This is a genomic window from Rhodonellum sp., assembly GCF_030656585.1.
Classification (GTDB): Bacteria; Bacteroidota; Bacteroidia; order Cytophagales; family Cyclobacteriaceae; genus Rhodonellum; species Rhodonellum psychrophilum.
This window is the reverse complement of the sequence record NZ_JAUSPP010000080.1, coordinates 119,666-136,660: the sequence shown is the minus strand read 5'-3', so window position 1 is coordinate 136,660 and position 16,995 is coordinate 119,666. Positions and strand designations below refer to the sequence as shown.

17 protein-coding genes are annotated in these 16,995 nt (G+C 43.3%); 4 read left to right on the top strand and 13 right to left on the bottom strand.

Annotated elements, in window-relative coordinates:
- The first annotated feature begins 35 nt into the window (after window positions 1-35).
- The 3 genes from Q7J63_RS19835 to Q7J63_RS19825 all read left to right on the top strand — a co-directional run bounded on the left by Q7J63_RS19835 (window position 36) and on the right by Q7J63_RS19825 (window position 2,740).
- On the top strand, window positions 36-917 hold the full coding sequence (locus Q7J63_RS19835) for a RimK family alpha-L-glutamate ligase (RefSeq protein ID WP_304888710.1): 882 nt from the start codon (window positions 36-38) through the stop codon (window positions 915-917).
- A 304-nt stretch (window positions 918-1,221) separates the two neighbouring features.
- Entirely contained in the window at window positions 1,222-1,647 is a 426-nt protein-coding gene (locus Q7J63_RS19830; RefSeq protein WP_019596981.1) for a hypothetical protein, read from the top strand.
- Between the two features lie 22 nt (window positions 1,648-1,669).
- Window positions 1,670-2,740, top strand: a complete 1,071-nt coding sequence (locus Q7J63_RS19825) for a hypothetical protein (protein WP_019596980.1) — start codon at window positions 1,670-1,672, stop codon at window positions 2,738-2,740.
- Between the two features lie 69 nt (window positions 2,741-2,809).
- Here Q7J63_RS19825 and hisB read toward each other — a convergent pair whose 3' ends face one another.
- The 13 genes from hisB to Q7J63_RS19760 all read right to left on the bottom strand — a co-directional run bounded on the left by hisB (window position 2,810) and on the right by Q7J63_RS19760 (window position 15,417).
- Window positions 2,810-3,904, bottom strand: coding sequence for a bifunctional histidinol-phosphatase/imidazoleglycerol-phosphate dehydratase HisB (gene hisB, locus Q7J63_RS19820; protein WP_026333530.1), 1,095 nt, complete (start codon window positions 3,902-3,904; stop codon window positions 2,810-2,812).
- A gap of 32 nt (window positions 3,905-3,936) precedes the next feature.
- On the bottom strand, window positions 3,937-4,995 hold the full coding sequence (gene hisC / locus Q7J63_RS19815; RefSeq protein ID WP_304888707.1) for a histidinol-phosphate transaminase: 1,059 nt from the start codon (window positions 4,993-4,995) through the stop codon (window positions 3,937-3,939).
- Window positions 4,995-6,287, bottom strand: a complete 1,293-nt coding sequence (gene hisD / locus Q7J63_RS19810; protein ID WP_019596977.1) for a histidinol dehydrogenase — start codon at window positions 6,285-6,287, stop codon at window positions 4,995-4,997. The genes hisC and hisD overlap by 1 nt, the downstream gene beginning before the upstream one ends.
- 188 nt (window positions 6,288-6,475) lie before the next feature.
- A complete protein-coding gene (gene hisG, locus Q7J63_RS19805) occupies window positions 6,476-7,336 on the bottom strand; it encodes an ATP phosphoribosyltransferase (RefSeq protein WP_019596975.1) in 861 nt (286 codons plus the stop codon).
- A 270-nt stretch (window positions 7,337-7,606) separates the two neighbouring features.
- Window positions 7,607-8,179 (bottom strand): hypothetical protein, encoded by a 573-nt coding sequence (locus Q7J63_RS19800; RefSeq protein WP_304888704.1) that lies wholly within the window; start codon window positions 8,177-8,179, stop codon window positions 7,607-7,609.
- Window positions 8,176-8,574, bottom strand: coding sequence for a VOC family protein (locus tag Q7J63_RS19795; protein WP_304888703.1), 399 nt, complete (start codon window positions 8,572-8,574; stop codon window positions 8,176-8,178). The genes Q7J63_RS19800 and Q7J63_RS19795 overlap by 4 nt, the downstream gene beginning before the upstream one ends.
- Window positions 8,575-8,714: 140 nt before the next feature.
- Entirely contained in the window at window positions 8,715-9,467 is a 753-nt protein-coding gene (locus Q7J63_RS19790) for an SGNH/GDSL hydrolase family protein (protein ID WP_304888702.1), read from the bottom strand.
- Window positions 9,468-9,644: 177 nt separating this feature from the next.
- A complete protein-coding gene (locus Q7J63_RS19785) occupies window positions 9,645-10,001 on the bottom strand; it encodes a translation initiation factor (protein ID WP_304888701.1) in 357 nt (118 codons plus the stop codon).
- 7 nt (window positions 10,002-10,008) lie between these two features.
- Window positions 10,009-10,854: a universal stress protein gene (locus Q7J63_RS19780; protein ID WP_019596968.1), complete on the bottom strand. Its 846-nt coding sequence runs from the start codon at window positions 10,852-10,854 to the stop codon at window positions 10,009-10,011.
- A gap of 69 nt (window positions 10,855-10,923) precedes the next feature.
- Window positions 10,924-11,829 (bottom strand): 1,4-dihydroxy-2-naphthoate polyprenyltransferase, encoded by a 906-nt coding sequence (locus tag Q7J63_RS19775; protein ID WP_304888699.1) that lies wholly within the window; start codon window positions 11,827-11,829, stop codon window positions 10,924-10,926.
- 77 nt (window positions 11,830-11,906) lie between these two features.
- On the bottom strand, window positions 11,907-12,497 hold the full coding sequence (locus Q7J63_RS19770) for a glutathione peroxidase (protein ID WP_019596965.1): 591 nt from the start codon (window positions 12,495-12,497) through the stop codon (window positions 11,907-11,909).
- Between the two features lie 2 nt (window positions 12,498-12,499).
- Window positions 12,500-14,290, bottom strand: coding sequence for an arginine--tRNA ligase (argS, locus tag Q7J63_RS19765; RefSeq protein WP_304888697.1), 1,791 nt, complete (start codon window positions 14,288-14,290; stop codon window positions 12,500-12,502).
- A 176-nt stretch (window positions 14,291-14,466) separates the two neighbouring features.
- Complete coding sequence (locus Q7J63_RS19760) at window positions 14,467-15,417, bottom strand: arginase (protein ID WP_022582340.1); 951 nt, start codon at window positions 15,415-15,417, stop codon at window positions 14,467-14,469.
- Window positions 15,418-15,800: 383 nt separating this feature from the next.
- Between Q7J63_RS19760 and Q7J63_RS19755 the strand changes: the two genes are divergently transcribed.
- On the top strand, window positions 15,801-16,949 hold the full coding sequence (locus tag Q7J63_RS19755) for a methionine aminotransferase (protein WP_026333528.1): 1,149 nt from the start codon (window positions 15,801-15,803) through the stop codon (window positions 16,947-16,949).
- Window positions 16,950-16,995 lie beyond the last annotated feature (46 nt).

The following is a 16,995-nucleotide window of genomic DNA, read 5'->3' as shown; positions in this document are numbered from 1 at the left end:
GGCCAAATTCACCATTAATCTTTAAACAAAAAACCATGCGTATTGCTGTAGTTACCTATGAATCAAAGATTTCCTATGCGGCAACCAACGTTTTGGATGAAGATAAAATACTGGCGGAAATCCTGATTGATCTGGGTTTGGAATTCAAATTTGAGATTTGGTCGGACACTTCGGTGAAATGGGAAACATATTCGCATCTGCTGGTCAAATCCCCATGGGACTATTTTGATCGGTATTCGGAATTTTTGGACTGGTGTCAGCGCATCAAGAAACTGGGTATACCGGTTTTCAATGACATCGAAACGATCCTTTGGAATTCGGACAAACGATATTTGGAGGAAGTCCAAAAGCAGGGATTTCAGATTGTGCCGACCCGCTTTTTATCCAAGCAACAACCCTTTGACTTGGCCGAGTACTTTGATGTTTTTAAGACGGACCAACTGGTGTTGAAGCCCACCGTCAGTGGAGGAGCCAAAAACACGATCAAGTTGGATCGGGAAATGTGGCTATCCAAAAAGGAGGAGATGATTGGATTGATGGCGACAGAAGATTTCATGGTGCAGCCATTTGTCAAGCAAATAGTGGAGGAGGGCGAATATTCTTATTTGTATTTCAATGGGAAGTTTTCCCATGCCGTACTCAAAAGTGCCAAAAAAGGAGATTTCAGGGTGCAACATTTTTTTGGGGGAAATATCAGTAAAGTCCTTCCCAAACCTGAAGATTTGAACTGTTTACAGCAATTAGTAAATGCTTTTGCGAAGAATTGTCTTTATGCCAGGGTAGATGGCGTTTGGATTGAAGGTGTCTTTTATCTGATGGAATTGGAGTTGATCGAACCCTATCTTTTTTTGTTTATAGAAGAACAAGCGATCCCCAATTATCGCGGGGCAATCAAGGAGAAACTGGATCTGATTTAGGCAGAATCCAGTGTTTTATTTTTAGGCGTGCCAAAGTGCAATTGTTTTTTTCAAGCAATACTTTGGATTTTGTGTTTTGCAAAAACCTTCTAAAAGGCTCTACTTTTCGACGAAAGTTGATTTTTGATTTTCGTGTTCATACTGCGGTAACCCATCTCCAATTCCAAGAATAATCAAGCCATTTAGGTTTTGGAGGAGAAATTTTTAGAACCATAAAATCAGAATTTATTTCGATTTTTTCAATCTCCCTAAATCCAAAAGGAAAATGGGGGTCGTATATGTGGTCAAACGAAATTGAAAGACCATGATTAAAAAGATTTTGATAGGAGCTGTTGCCATCGTACTCCTTTTGGTAGCGACGCTGGCCATACACATTTACTTGGTGACACAACCCAAAGAAGGTGCAATGCCTACCATGACCATGAGCCGTATTGATTTTCCCTCCGCTTTGGATTCTTTGGAAGGCTATGCGATCAGGGATTTTGTCAAAAACACGGATGGCATGAAAGATACCCGAGTCAATCTTTCTATGGGGCACCTTGTCTGCCTTTATGACCGCAACCAAAAATCGCCACAGGAGATCGTGTCTGACATCAATGACAATTTCATGACTTCTGCTGTGCTTTTCCAACCCTCAGACGACATGCTGGCGCAAAGCTGTCCTGCAATCAACAAAAGCTCCCTCACTTATAAATTGGGGGCATTTTTCCAAAAAACCTTTGAAAATTAATTATAACTAAATTTTAACAACTATGAGAAAGGTAAATTACTGGTTAGCCAGTGCGCTTGTTGGGTTTTCTGTCGCCTTGTCTTCCTGTGACAGGGAGGATGGACCGGAACCCATTATGGATGATTCGTTTTATTCCACCAAGTTGGGTGGAGAAACCAGAGTGGCTGATCCCATGAATTCGGGTCAGATGATTGAGCAGGGTTTCTTGAACCTCAGAACCGTCGTGACCAATACTGTTGTTACCATCGCCACGAATGAAGGTGGGAAGTATGATGCCTTACAGCCTTATTTCAGCGTATTGTTAAGCGAGGTTGGAAGAGGTGAAACCTCAGGTCTAAACCATTTGGTAATGGAGTTTTCAGAATTTTTGGCGCAAGCCACAGGTTCGAAAAATTTCAGTTATACGGGGTTGAGCATGGCAGATGCGCACAATCCTGCTTTGCATTCCAGGATGAATGGAACGATCAACAATGCAGATTATGACCTCTTCATCGGTGCAGTGGTGGAAGGTGCAGCCCAGGCTGGAATTACTTCTGCTGACGTGATTGGACCTGTTGGACAGTTGTTGGAATCTGTAAGACAACCCATTGTACAGCGTGCCGATGGAGCATCGCTTGACCTTTATTCCCGATTGGGTGGCTCTGGTTTAGTTGCTGATCCCGATAACGAAGGTCAATTGATTGAGGCTGGATATATTCCATTGAGAGCGGTGGTGACGGGTACTGTATTGATCATTGCGACCAACGAAGGTGGCAAATACAATTCCCTTCAACCTTATTTCTCAGTACTTTTGGCAGAAGTTGGTGCGGGAAATACTTCGGGTTTTACCATGCTGGTATCTGATTTCAGTGATTTGTTGGCCGAAAGCATCGGTTCTCAAAACATCGAATACAATGGTTTGAATATGGTTGATGCACACAATCCCGCTACCAATCCCAGAATGACTGGTTTGATCACTTCAGCAGATTACGATCTGTTTATTCAGGCTGTAGTGGAAGCTGCGGTTGAGTTGAATGTACCTACTTCCGTGATTGGTGAATTTGGAGGTCTTTTGACCAGCCCAGGTTTAAAAGGAGCGATTGTACAAGGCTAAAAATATTAGTTTGGTCAAAAATTGATATGGACTGGAAAATGAAGAAATTCAACTTCCAGTCCATATTTTTTATAATACTCCTTTTGTACTTGGGAGTTGATTCAGTGCTGTTTGATCTTTTTGTACGGCCATCTTGATGGCTCTTGCAAAACCTTTGAAGATCGCCTCAATTTTATGGTGCTCATTGTTGCCTTCTGCCTTGATGTTGAGGTTGCACTTGGCAGTGTCGCTGAAGGATTTGAAGAAATGGTAAAACATCTCCGTAGGCATTTCCCCGATTTTTTCCCTTTTGAATTCGGCTTCCCAAACCATCCAAGGTCTTCCTCCAAAATCAATGGCAACCTGTGCCAAGACATCGTCCATGGGAAGCAAAAAGCCATATCGGTAGATTCCCTTTTTATCACCCAATGCCTTTAAATAAGCTTCGCCCAAGGCCAAAGCGGTGTCCTCGATGGTGTGGTGCTCGTCGATATGCAAATCCCCCTTCACCTGAATGTCTAGATCGGTGCCGCCATGTTTCCCCAATTGGTCGAGCATGTGGTCAAAAAAGTGGATGCCTGTACTGATATTTGTTTTGCCGGTACCGTCAAGGTTGAGTTTGATGTTGATTTCCGTTTCTGAGGTTTTTCTTTCGACGGTGGCGGTGCGGGAAGGATACTTCAGGAATTGATAGATTTCCTCCCAAGAGTTTACACAGATGGTCGGCTCTTCATAAGTTTCGCCAATGAAAATGGATTTGCTTCCCAGATTTTTGGCCAATTGAATATCTGTTTTTCGGTCTCCGATGACAAAGGAATTTTCCAAATCATAGGTCCCGTCAAAATACTGGCCCAACAAACCTGTTCTTGGTTTGCGGGTAGGAAGGTTTTCATGCTCAAAAGAACGGTCGATGTGCACTGCAGCGAAGTGGATGCCTTCATTGGCCAGGGTAGTCATCATCTTATTCTGGGCAGGCCAAAAGGTGTCTTCTGGAAAAGAATCTGTTCCCAAGCCGTCCTGATTGGTGACCATCACCAATTCGTAATCCGTTTCTTCTGCAATCTTTCTTAGGCTGGAAATAGCCATTGGCAGGAATTCCAGTTTTTCCAGGCTATCTACCTGCATATCAATCGGTGGCTCGATAATCAAGGTCCCATCTCGATCGATAAAAAGTACTTTCTTCATGGTTGTTCTCGGTTTAGGATGATTTTTGTTTTTTATCCCACTACTGGGAATTTCTTCAGCGTTTTGATCAATGCTACATTTTCCTCTCTTGTTCCCACAGAAATCCTTAGGCAATCGTCACAAAGCAAAACCTTGGAGCGATCTCGCACGATGATCTGGCTGTCGATCAGGAAATCATATATTTTTCTTGCTGCCGTGACTTTGACCAATAGAAAATTGGCATGGGAAGGATAAATATGCAACACAAATTCCAAATGGGTCAATTCCTGCCACAAATATTCCCTTTCCAGCAAGATGTCCTTTACCAAGGATTCCATTTTTTCTTTTCCCTCCAATGCCTCCAATGCTTTTTGTTGCGTCAGTCCACTGATGTTGTAGGGAGGTTTGATCAGGTTGAGAATTTTGATGATCTCGGGTGAGGCAAATGCCATCCCCAATCGAAGCGAAGCCAGACCCCAAGCCTTGGAGAAAGTCTGCATCACCAAAAGATTGGGATATTGGTCCAATTCCGTCGTGAAACTTGGCTCGTCACTGAAATCCGTGTAGGCTTCATCCACCACAACCAAACCTTTGAAGTTTTCAAGGATCTTTCGGATATCTTCCCGGACGACTTTGTTTCCGCTGGGATTGTTTGGAGAGCAGATAAAGATGATTTTGGTGAATTCATCTGTGGCAGCCAAAATGGCATCCGGCCTGAGTTGGTAATCTGCGCTGAGGTTGACCTTTTTAATCTGAATATCATTGATTTCAGCGCTCACTTCATACATGCCATAAGTAGGAGGGAGAAGGATCACATTGTCCTTTCCAGGCCTGCAGAAGGCGCGAATCAATAAATCGATGGCCTCATCGCTTCCATTTCCAATGAAAATCTGATTGGGGCGAACATCTTTGACAATGGCCAATTTTTCTTTTATTGCCCATTGGTAGGGATCCGGATAGCGGTTGAAATCCTCCGCCGTGGCCGAACCAAATGGGTTTTCATTGGCATCCAAGAAAATACCCTCCTTTCCTGAGTATTCATCTCGCGCGGAAGAGTAGGGTTTAATATTGGCGATATGTGGCCGAAGCAAAGCCTTAAGGTCGAAAGCCATTATTGGTTGTCTTTTAGGTATTTGAGTCTGATGCTGACCGCATTTTTGTGTGCAAACAACAGTTCGTTCGCTGCCATGACCTCGATGGTTGGACCCAGGTTTTGCAGGCCTTTTTCGGTGATCTTTTGGTACGTGATCTTTTTGACAAAACTGTCCAAGGAAACTCCGCTGTAATTGCGGGCATAGCCATAGGTGGGCAATGTATGGTTGGTCCCTGAGGCATAGTCCCCAGCGGATTCGGGGGTGAAATTCCCGATAAACACCGATCCTGCATTGATGATTCTGGACACGACTTCGTCTTCATTTTCCACACAAATGATCAAGTGCTCGGGGGCATATTCATTGATCAAGTCGATTGCTTTGTCCTGGTTGGGCATCACGAAAGCGACTGAATTTCCCAATGCTTTTTTCGCCATTTCCATTCTGGGCAATTTCTCCAATTGAGTCTCCACTTCCTTGAGGATTTTATTGGCCACTTTTTCGGAGGAGGCCACCAAAATAACCTGACTGTCCACGCCATGTTCGGCTTGAGACAAGAGATCTGCTGCCACAAATGCCGGAATGGCCGTTTCGTCCGCATATACCAACACTTCTGATGGTCCGGCTGGCATGTCTATGGAGACACCTTTCTTCACTGCCATTTGCTTTGCAGCAGTCACGTACTGATTTCCGGGACCAAATATCTTGTCCACTTTTGGGACGGAATCGGTGCCGTAGGTAAGTGCTGCAATCGCTTGTGCTCCTCCTGCTTTTACGATTTTATCGATGCCGATGAGATCCGCTGCATATAAAATCGCAGGGTGAATGTTCCCCTCCTTGTTTGGTGGAGTGCAAAGGATGATTTGTTCACAACCCGCGAGGTTAGCCGGAATGCCCAGCATCAAAACGGTCGAAAAAAGAGGAGCTGTGCCTCCCGGAATGTAAAGACCTACTTTTTGGATGGGAACACTTCTCCGCATGCAAGTTACACCTTCCATCACTTCCATTTCCAAATCTGGAGTGGCTTGGGCTTCGTGGAATTTCTCGATGTTTTCTTTTGCCTGAAGAATCGCCTCCTGCAGTTCTGGGCTTACAAGTGCTTTGGCGGCCTTGATTTCCTCCCTGCTTGCTTGGAGATTTTGGATTTCGACATGGTCATATTCCAAAGCGAATTTTTTCAAGGCTTTGTCGCCCTGTCTTTTCACCTTCCGCATGATGGGACGGACGATCTTCTCTATGTCTTTTGTCTTTTGAACGGGTCTGGCCATTGCTTTTAGCCATTCCGGTCTGGGGGGATTGATAATTATTTTCATAATCTCTGTTTTTTGTCCGAAGCCGAATATCTGTACCGTATCCCCAAAACCAAAAGCCTACCATTTGGAGTTTTTATTTTAGGGCAAGGCAATTTATTGTTGGGAATAAAGCCTAGGGATGTCTTTGTTTATAAATTTCACGTGGGCAGTTGGACTCTTTTGTCATTTTTTGTGGATGACAATAGATTTTAGACCACCATTTTTTCGATTGGTACCACCAAAATTCCTTCGGCACCTGCAGCACGAAGGCCTTCGATGTTTTCCCAAAACTGCTCCTCGCTCAATACAGAATGTACAGAGGACCAGCCTTCTTGAGCCAAGGGAAGAATGGTTGGGCTGCGCATTCCCGGGATCAGGGAAATGATTTTGTCAAGGGAATGGTTGGGTGCATTCAGCAATACATATTTGTTGCTTTTTCCGGTTTGTACCGCATTCATCCTGAACAGCAATTTATCAACAATGGATAGTTTTTCTGGGCTCAGGTTTTTGTTGCTGATCAGAACTGCCTCGGATTTGAAGATTTGTTCTACTTCCTTCAATCCGTTCATCATCAAGGTGGATCCAGAACTTACGATATCACAAATGGCTTCCGCCAAACCGATGCTGGGAGCAATCTCTACAGATCCGCTTATTTCATGGATTTCTGCTTGAAGATTTTTTGATTTCAGGAAATCCCCGAGGATTTTTGGATAGGAGGTTGCTATGCTTTTTCCGTCAAAAAAGGACAACCCTGGATAATCCTGGCCTTTTGGAATGGCAAGGGAAAGCCTGCATTTGGAAAATCCCAGTTTCTTGAGTGTATTGACTTCCTTGTTCTTTTCCACCAACTCGTTTTCTCCAACGATTCCCAGATCTGCGACACCATCGGCCACATAGCCTGGAATATCGTCATCTCTTAAAAAGAGGAATTCGATGGGGAAATTGGTCGACGTGGATTTTAACTTGCCGGTGCCATTGTAAAATTTGATTCCACATTCTTTGATAAGGCTGAGGGAATCTTCACTTAATCTGCCGCTCTTTTGAACCGCTATACGGATAATGTTTTCCATGGATGCAATATAAGTTTAGTATGGGAATACCAATGGTTGTTTTGGATAAATGGGCCGGGCAAATGGTTTACCAGCCTCCAGTGGGCGATATAATGTTGATTTTCCTCCTTAGGAGGAATGGTGGGAATGATGAACAGAATCAGCATGGGCTGATGCGAAAAATTTGGCGGTATGGGAAAGGCGACTGTTCATTTGAATTGTAAAGTTAAAGACCTATTTATAACTACCAAAGAGTTCAGGATGTTTTTATTTTCGTTTTGCCATGAATTTTTAGACCCATAAACTTATCCCACCGAATGCGGCACCCAGAAAACCGCCAACTACAAGTTCCTGGAGAGAATGGCTTCTCTTGACTAATCTTGACCAGCTGATGGCAATGGCGAAAACAAGTAGCGCCAATCCAAACCCGATTGACAATGCAAAGAGGCTCAGACTGATGAAAAATGCTATTGCTGCATGCAACGATGCCTTCAGTTTCAGATTGACAATACCCATGATGAGCAGTAAAAAAAAGAAAACAAGACTTGTCATGATCAGCTCACTCGGCAGTTGGAGGAAATAAAAAAGCAGCAAGAGAACCACGAATAAAATCAGGGCAAAGGGGTAGAAATTTTTCCGTTGTTGTTGGTCGGAAACGTCGAAATTCCCATACTTCCCATTTTTCACCTTTCGCCAATTGTGGAGGGTGATGGGTACCACAACCAATCCAATGACCAAGCCGCTGACCAAAATGGCAGCAGGTCTTTCCATTCTATAGAAACTGACAAAAACCACATAAATGCTGCCCAGCAAGAGGGGGTGGCCAATTATTGAAATCCATTTGGCAAGTGAGAGAGTATTCACGTGTTTGGCTGGATCAAATCCCAGAGATTGCCATATAGGTCGGCGAATACGGCGACTGTCCCGAAGCTTTCTTCAGATTTTTCTCGGATGATCTTGATGTCGTGATACAGGAGATTTTGATAAGTACCTTCGAAATCATCGGTATGCAAAAAAAGAAAAACCCGACCACCAGTTTGGTTGCCAATTGCCATTTCCTGTTCTTCCCCAACTGCCTTGGCCAACAAAACCTGGCAATTACCGGGTTCGGAACCTGGAGGTGCTATTCTTACCCATCTTTTGGTTTCACTCATGACCGTATCCTCTTCCAAGGTAAAGCCAAGTTTGCCTACATAGAAGTCGATGGCTTCATCATAATCCCGCACAACCAAGGCAAATTGGGCAATTGTTTGTTTCATTTTTGGTGATTTTAAAATATTTTTAAACCCATTCAATCCAAATCCATTTCGGGATTCGTATATTCTTTCAGTTAGGTAAATAGTTTGGTTGAATAAACATTTTAGAATATTGGTTTAGTTTGTGGTTCAATTTTTTTTGGTTAAAGGGGAGGCTTCGCAGCCTCCTTTTTCTTTTCAATGAAATTAAAATGCGCAAAAACCGATTCAGCCATCATGCTGTATCCCAGGTCAGAAGGGTGAATGCCGTCCGCGGCAAAAAATTCGCCGGTGAAATCCTGTTTGGAAACGTCAAAATGAAGTGGAATGATTTTTTGGCTGAGGCTTGTGATTTCTGAGGTCAACATGTACCTGTGGATCCGCATGAAAAAGCGGAGCAATCCTGGAATTGCGGGGAAAACATGCACCGGTGGTACCATCGGGATGATGATTTTCTTCACCCCTTTTTCCATTATCAAAAACTGCAAAAACATTTCCAAATCCTTTCTGAATTTTTTCGGATGCGTTAATTTGAAGCAGTCATTGGCCCCGATCATCACGATTGCACTTGTAAATGGCATTTCTTTGGCGGCGGGATTGCCCATCAATAATCCCATCAACTTCCCGGCGCGAAGTCCGTTTTTACCGATGTTGTGGATTTCAAACCCATTGAAAGAGAGCAGGTCAATATTGGAAGCGAAAGTGGTTTGGGGACTGCTTGCGCCGACACCCGCCACGGTAGATTCTCCGATGATCAACAGCGTATTTTCTTTGGAAAGTGAGGGGATATATTGGTAATCGGATTGGGGAGGCAATTTCTTGATTTTTCCCCTTGCTTTTTTTCCAGAAAAATACAAGAAAGGTAAACAAGGGACCAAGAGGACACGCTCCAAAAAATAAAGCAATTGAATTTTCATGGTATTGGTGGATTGTGGTGATTGTACCAATCAGAAATCTATCCGAAACTCTTCAAGAATTCATGAAAAAAGGATAGGGGATTTGGGTGAATGGCATGATCAGGCTTTGGTCTCCTGATCATGCGCAAAACATTGATTTTAAATGCCCTCCAAAGGTTCACAAATCAAACTTTTTGATCAGCCTCCCGATTTCTTGGCCTTGTAACCTTCTTGGGTAAGAAAACCCATTATTTTGTCCCGATGGTCTCCTTGAATGAGAATCTCCCCATCTTTGGCACTTCCACCTACACCGCATTTGTTTTTGAGGATTTTCCCTAAAGCTTTCAAGTCCTCGTCCGAGCCTATAAATCCCTCGATTAAGGTTACCTGTTTGCCGCCACGCGACTTTTTGTCAAGGGTAACTTTTAGCTTTTGGTGAGCAGGGGGAAGGGTTTCCATTTCCTCCTCACCTGAATTTTTGAATTCAAATGCATCGGATGTTGAGTAGACCACACCTTCTCTGCTTTTCCAATCGCTTCCTTTGTTTTTTGCCATTTCCTATTTATTTCACTTTCATTGTCCAAACTGGCCTCTGCGCGTGATTGACGACATCTTCGGCAATACTTCCGCTTAGAAGATGCAAGAAACCCGTACGGCCATGCGTGGCCAATGCAATCATATCGGCATCGATATCCTCTGCATATTCGATTATCCCTTCTTCCTCTGAGGAACTATTGAAAATCTCCACTGAAACATTTTGCAGTTCATTTTCAGAGATAAATGCATGGATGTTTTTAAGCGATTCCCTGCTGTTTTCGAACATGCTTGGCGTATTGATCTTAACCAAGAATAACTCGGCTTGGAGGACCTCTTGAAGTTTTTTCAGTTTTGTCACCACCTTTTTAGAGCTTTCCTGAAAGTCGCTGGCAAAAACTATTTTTTTGATGTTATCCGGGTCTCTTTTGTCTTTGATGGTGATGACGGGGCAAGTGGCATGCCGCACGACTTTTTCCGTGTTGCTACCGATAAGCAACTCTTCCAGTCCACTGGATCCTCTTGATCCCATGACCACAAGGTCGGCACCGATCTCTGCGATTTCCTTGGAGATACCTGCATATGGATTACCAAAAACAAGCTTTGTACTGAAGGAAAAACCAAGGTTTTTGTACATGGCTTCCAGTTCTGACATTTGTTTTTTCCGCTTTTCGACAAGCTCGAGGACAAATATCTGGTTCATTTCATAACCAGTCTCTGCCCCACCCATTGTTCCTAAAGAATGTGCAGTGGGGATTTCGATTACGTGCACCAGTTTGAGATGATGTTTTGTTTTGGCCGCCAATCCGCGGGCAAAATCAAAGGCGTTTTCAGCATCTTTTGAAAAATCGTAAGGTACAAGAATAGTCTTCATGTTTTGAGGGTTTGATTCAGAGTGGAAAATACAAAAAATAAGCTGTTCTTTTAAATTCCTTGCCTACAATTATGAAAAAATTAGTAATCCTAACCCAAAAGAAACCACCCAAAATAATGTTGCGATAGCCATTTTTTTTAAATAGGGATCAATCGATTTCGATTTGGAGACGCCAAATCCAACATGGATCATAAAAGGCAATACGATCAGAGGGGATAATGCCCACCACGCATGCTGGGAATAGGCAAATCCAAGCAAAGCAAAATTGCCGGCAAGAATCAAAACCCAGTTGTAAAGGATTGCCTTTTTCTTGCCAATCCTCACCGGGATGGATTTTTTCCCCGCCTTGGTGTCCGAGTCAATGTCGCGAATATTGTTGATATTCAAAACTGTGGTGCTGAATAGTCCCAAGGAAATAGCGGGCAAGAGGATGGACCAATCAAAACTTAAGGTATGCAGGAAATAAGTACCGATTACCCCCACCAATCCAAAGAAGAGGAACACCGAAATGTCTCCCAAACCGGCATATCCATAGGGCTTTTTTCCCGAGGTATAAGTAATGGCTGCAATGATTGCGGCGATCCCCAATCCCAGAAAAACCAAAAAAAGTTTCCAGTCTTGTAAAGCAAAAAACAGCAGCAGAATTCCACTTACAAGCGAAAGAATCGCGAAGAGAATCACGGCTTTTTTCATTTCGGCAAGACTTATCACACCGGATTGAACCGCTCTCGTGGGCCCCTGCCTGTCCGGACTGTCCGCTCCATGGATGGTGTCGCCATAGTCATTGGCCAAGTTGGACAAGATTTGTAAAAAGATGGTGGTGACGCTTGCCAAAAGAAGGATTTCAAGGCGGAAAGCATTTTGGAATGCGGCCAGAAATGAACCCATCAAAATACTGGACAATGCCAATGGGAGTGTTCTTAACCGAATGGCTAAGAGCCAAGCTTTATTTTTACTTTGCGCTGTAATGTCCAAATCAATATTTTTTAGAGCTAAGAAAAAGACCCAGTTTCCGGCGGAAATGGGTCTTAGGGCAAAAAAACAACTAATTATTATGCTTCAATTAATTTTATGATTTCTTCATCCAAGGGATTGACAGAGGAAGAGAAAAACTGTTTCAATTCACCTTTTTCGTTGATAAAATATTTGCAGAAATTCCAAGAGGGCTCTTTGTCATTCCATCCATTCTGGCTTTTGTCGGAAAGCCATCTGTACAGGGGATGCTTGTCGATTCCTTTCACGGAAATTTTGTCAAACATTTGGAAGGTCACCCCGAAATTGGAAGTGCAAAACTGTTTGATTTCCTCATTTGTTCCGGATTCCTGTCCGCCGAAATTATTGGCAGGAAAACCCAAGATGACCACCTTGTCCCCATAGGTTTCATTCAATTCCTGAAGTTGCTCATATTGAGGAGTATATCCGCATTTTGAGGCGACATTTACCAACAAAATCTTCTTTCCTTTGTACTGGTTGAAGTCGACCTCGTTTCCGTCAATATCCTTCATTTTGAAATCGTAAAATGATTTTTCCATATTCGTTTGATCTATATCAAAGGCTTGGCCCGATTCCACCGGTATTTGTTTTTGAACACTGGAGGTGCATGCCAAAGCGATTAGGGTGAAAATAGTTAAAATTGCTTTCATAGTTACATTCTGTCTGGAACATTTATACCTAATAACTTCATGCCTGCTTTTATTGTTTTGGCCGTCATGGCCGACAATGCTATTCTGAAAGACTGGACTTTCGGGTCAGACTCATTAAAAATGGAGAGGTCTGCATAAAAACGGTTGTACTCCTTTGCCAGGTCAAACAAATATTGCGCCAACAGAGAGGGTGAAAATTCCTCTCCCGCAGCTTTGATCTTCTTTTCGAAATCATACAATACCACGATCAGTTCCCGCTCCGCATTTTCCAATTTATCCATGCCAGCATAACCATTTGTGCTGAAATCCACACCGAGCTGATCGGCCTTTCTTAGGATGGCAGCAATCCTTGCATGTGAGTATTGGATAAAAGGCCCGGTATTTCCCTGGAATTCGATCGACTCTTTGGGATTGAAGAGCATTCTCTTTTTTGGATCCACTTTGAGAAGAAAATATTTCAAAGCGCCCATGCCAAGGGTTTCATACAAAGCGGCAGCTTCCTCTGCGTTGAAACCATCAATTTTGCCCAGTTCTTTGGTGTGGCTTTCGGCAGTGTCGATCATTTCCTGCATCAGGTCATCTGCATCCACCACGGTTCCCTCACGGGATTTCATCTTTCCAGTGGGAAGATCCACCATTCCATAAGAAAGGTGATAAAGTCCATTTCCGTAGGGACGGCCCAATTTGCGCATGATCTTGAACAGGACATCAAAATGATAATCCTGCTCGTTTCCCACCACATAAACCGACTTGTCAAACTTGAAATCCTGGTATTTCAAATCGCAGGTACCCATGTCCTGGGTGATATAGACGGAAGTGCCATCTCCACGAAGTACCAATTTTTCATCAAGTCCTTCTGCTGAAAGATCCACCCAAACGGATCCATCGGTTTTCTTGAAAAAGACTTCTTTTGCGAGGCCTTCGTCCACGATGTCCTTGCCCAAAAGATAGGTGTCGGATTCGTAATAAAACTTGTCGAAATCCACGCCCATTTTCTTGTAAGTGGCATCAAATCCTGCGTAAACCCAAGTGTTCATGGTTTTCCAGAGGGCAATGACTTCAGGATCGTTTGCTTCCCATTTGAGCAGCATCTCCTGCGCCTCCAAGATCAGAGGTGCATTTTTCTTGGCTTGATCCTCAGTTTGGCCTTTTTCGGTGAGTTCTTGTATTTGTTTTTTGTATTGCTGGTCGAAGATCACATAGTATTTTCCGGCCAAATGATCACCTTTCAACCCACTTGACTCAGGTGTCTCTCCGTTCCCGAAGTGACGATACGCGACCATGGATTTGCAGATATGGATGCCACGGTCATTGACTAGATTCGCTTTGATCACATCATACCCATTGGCCTTTAGGATTTCGGATACGGAATAGCCTAGGAAATTATTCCTCAAATGTCCCAAGTGAAGGGGTTTGTTGGTGTTGGGGGAACTGTATTCCACCATTACCTTTTGCCCGTTTTTTGGCAATTGTCCGAAATCGGGATTTTGGTATAAACTGTCAAACACCCCGAGCCAAGCATTTTTTCCAACGGATATGTTCAGGAAACCTTTGACGACATTGTAGTCATCCACCACTTTGGTGTTGGCTTTTAGGAATTCTCCGATTTTGATCCCGGAAGCTTCCGGAGCCATTTTGGTGACTTTGGCAAAGGGGAAAACCACAAAGGTGAAAGTTCCCTCAAATTCCTTCCGCGTAGGCTGAAGAACAAGTTCACCCGCGCTGAGCTCATGTGAAAAAAGTGTTTGGAAAGCTTCTTTTATTCCCGTTATGATCTGTTGTTCTATCGTCATGGCATGAACCGTATTGCACTTGAATTTTTGATGATTTTTTATTTTTTGTCCTGCGGAAATTTCAATTGTCTCTTTCGCAAAACAAATATAATCTTAATGTGTAAAAACCACAGTGAGGAACCACAGGAAATCTATTGTCTTTCTCTCAGGTCAATGCCCTTTTGATTCCCGTTGAATTAAAAGTTATCGACCAATGACTTTGTGGTCGCCTCCAAGATATCAAAGGCGTTTTCTGCCATTAGGTTTTCCGTATCCAGTGTTGGATTCACTTCCACTATTTCCCAACAGCAAACCCTTTTGTCCTTGATCAAAGTGGTGTTCAGTTCAATGGCTTCTTCCACTGTCAGTCCATTGGCGACCGGTGTGCCTGTTCCCACAGAAATGGAAGAATCCAAGCTGTCCACGTCAAAGGAAATGTAGATTTGTTCACAGTCTTTCAGGACTTCCAAGGCTTGTCTGGCAACCTCGGGAACGCCCAAACTTCTGACTTCTTCGGTTTTGAAATTTTTGATGCCGTATTTTTGGATCAAGTGGTCTTCAGGTTCTTCCGTATCTCTCACTGTAATGAAAACGATGTCCTTGGCATTCATCTTTGGGAAATCACCCCCGATTTTTTTGATTTTTTCCCAGTACTGAATGGTTTCATCTGGGATTTCATTGATTTGGCAATCTTTGTTGTCTTCCTGAAGGCACATGGCCAAAGGCATTCCATGCATATTGCCAGATGGGGTAGTGTAGGGCGTGTGCAGATCTGCATGCGCATCGATCCAAATCACACCGAGTCGTTTTTCGGGATTGGCAGATTTAATGCCCATGATGGTTCCTGCCGCTGTGGAGTGGTCGCCAGCCAGGATGATGGGGAATTTCTTTTCCATCCTGAGCAACTCAATGGTACTGTACACATTTTTTAAGATCTGATATACGCCATCAATGTATTTGGCATAGGAATGTTTATTCCCTTTCCAAAGGTAACTGTTGGCATCAGGAACATTGATCGGGTCAAATCGAGAGAAAAAATTTGATTTCTTATCCAAACTCGCAATTTTGAGTGCGTCGATCCCAAGACTTGCGCCACGGGTTCCTGCTGCGATCTCCGAACGAACTTCCACTAATTTGATTTTTCTCATAAAGTTATTCGCGTTGGGCCTGATTGTTATTCTGTTTGACGCCGCAAAAGTAGGTAAAATTGAATGAATAACCAGATTAAGGACTTTCCCTTTAAAGGTTGGTTGTAGAAATGTTCGGTAAAGCCGAGTATAAGCTACAATTTTGGGTGCAAGTAAGATTACAAGATTATTCTTGGATTTGTGAATCATGGGTCTGAAAATGAATCAGTCTTATTATTTTAACTTTTGACAAGCAAGATTCAAAAAGCTAAAATGTATTGTTGTGAATTCTTCACCAAACAAATCCAGTGAAGACTTTTTTCTCAATCCTAATATCGATAATATAGTGTGACCGATTGCTTGATTTCAGGTCTAGTTTACATTCCGTCCAAGAATATTCTTCCATGCCGCTTTCTTCCAAACTTCCCCATGTTGGGACTACGATTTTTACCATTATGTCAAAATTGGCCACAGACCATGGGGCTATCAATCTTTCGCAGGGTTTTCCCGGATTTGATTGTGATCCGCATTTATTGGATTTGGTGACCAAATACATGAAGGCTGGATTTAACCAATACGCGCCCATGAGCGGTGTGCCAGTGTTGCGGGAGCGACTGGCAGAAAAAACCAAATTGTGTTATGGGGTAGAATATGATTTCGAGGAAGAAATCACGATCGTGTCGGGCGCCACAGAGGCCTTGTATGCGGCAGTAACTGCTGTGGTGAAAAATGGAGATGAGGTGATTCTGCTGGAACCGGCCTATGACAGTTATGCTCCGGCGGTGCTTTTAAGTGGTGGAATTCCAATTTATGTCCCGCTTCGGCTACCGGATTTTTCTGTGGATTGGGACTTGGTCAAATCCTCGATAACAGAAAGAACAAAACTGATTATGGTCAATACTCCCCATAATCCAAGTGGCCATGTTTGGAACCAAAATGATCTGAACACCTTGGCCGAGATAGTCCAAGACCAGGATGTGTATGTAATCAGTGACGAAGTGTATGAGCATATCGTTTTTGATGGACGAAAACACCTTTCGCTGATGACGCATCCGATATTAAGGGAAAGGACTTTTGTGTGCGGTTCCTTTGGCAAAACGTTCCATGTTACCGGCTGGAAAATCGGGTATTGTCTTGCCCCAAAGGAATTGACCAAGGAATTCCGCAAAATCCATCAGTTTTTGACTTTTAGCACTGCTACACCCTTGCAATATGCTTTGGCTGAATACCTGGAGAATTCTTCCCGATATCTGGAACTGCCTTTGTTTTACCAAGATAAAAGGGATCTGTTTTTGGAGGGTTTGAGGCAGACATCATTTAAGTTTTCTCCTGCTGAGGGAAGTTTCTTTCAAATGGTGTCTTTTGGCCACTTGACTGATGAATCGGATAGGAATCTAGCTGTCCGACTCACCAAGGAGATCGGGGTGGCCAGCATTCCCGTTTCTGTTTTTTACCAAGGGAAAACCGATCACAAATTGCTGCGTTTTTGCTTTGCCAAAACCGATCGGGATTTGGAAATGGCTTTGGAAAAACTGGCAAAGTTGTCTTTTTAAGAACGCTTCAAAATATCAAATAAACGATTGATTGCGTTTCGAGAAA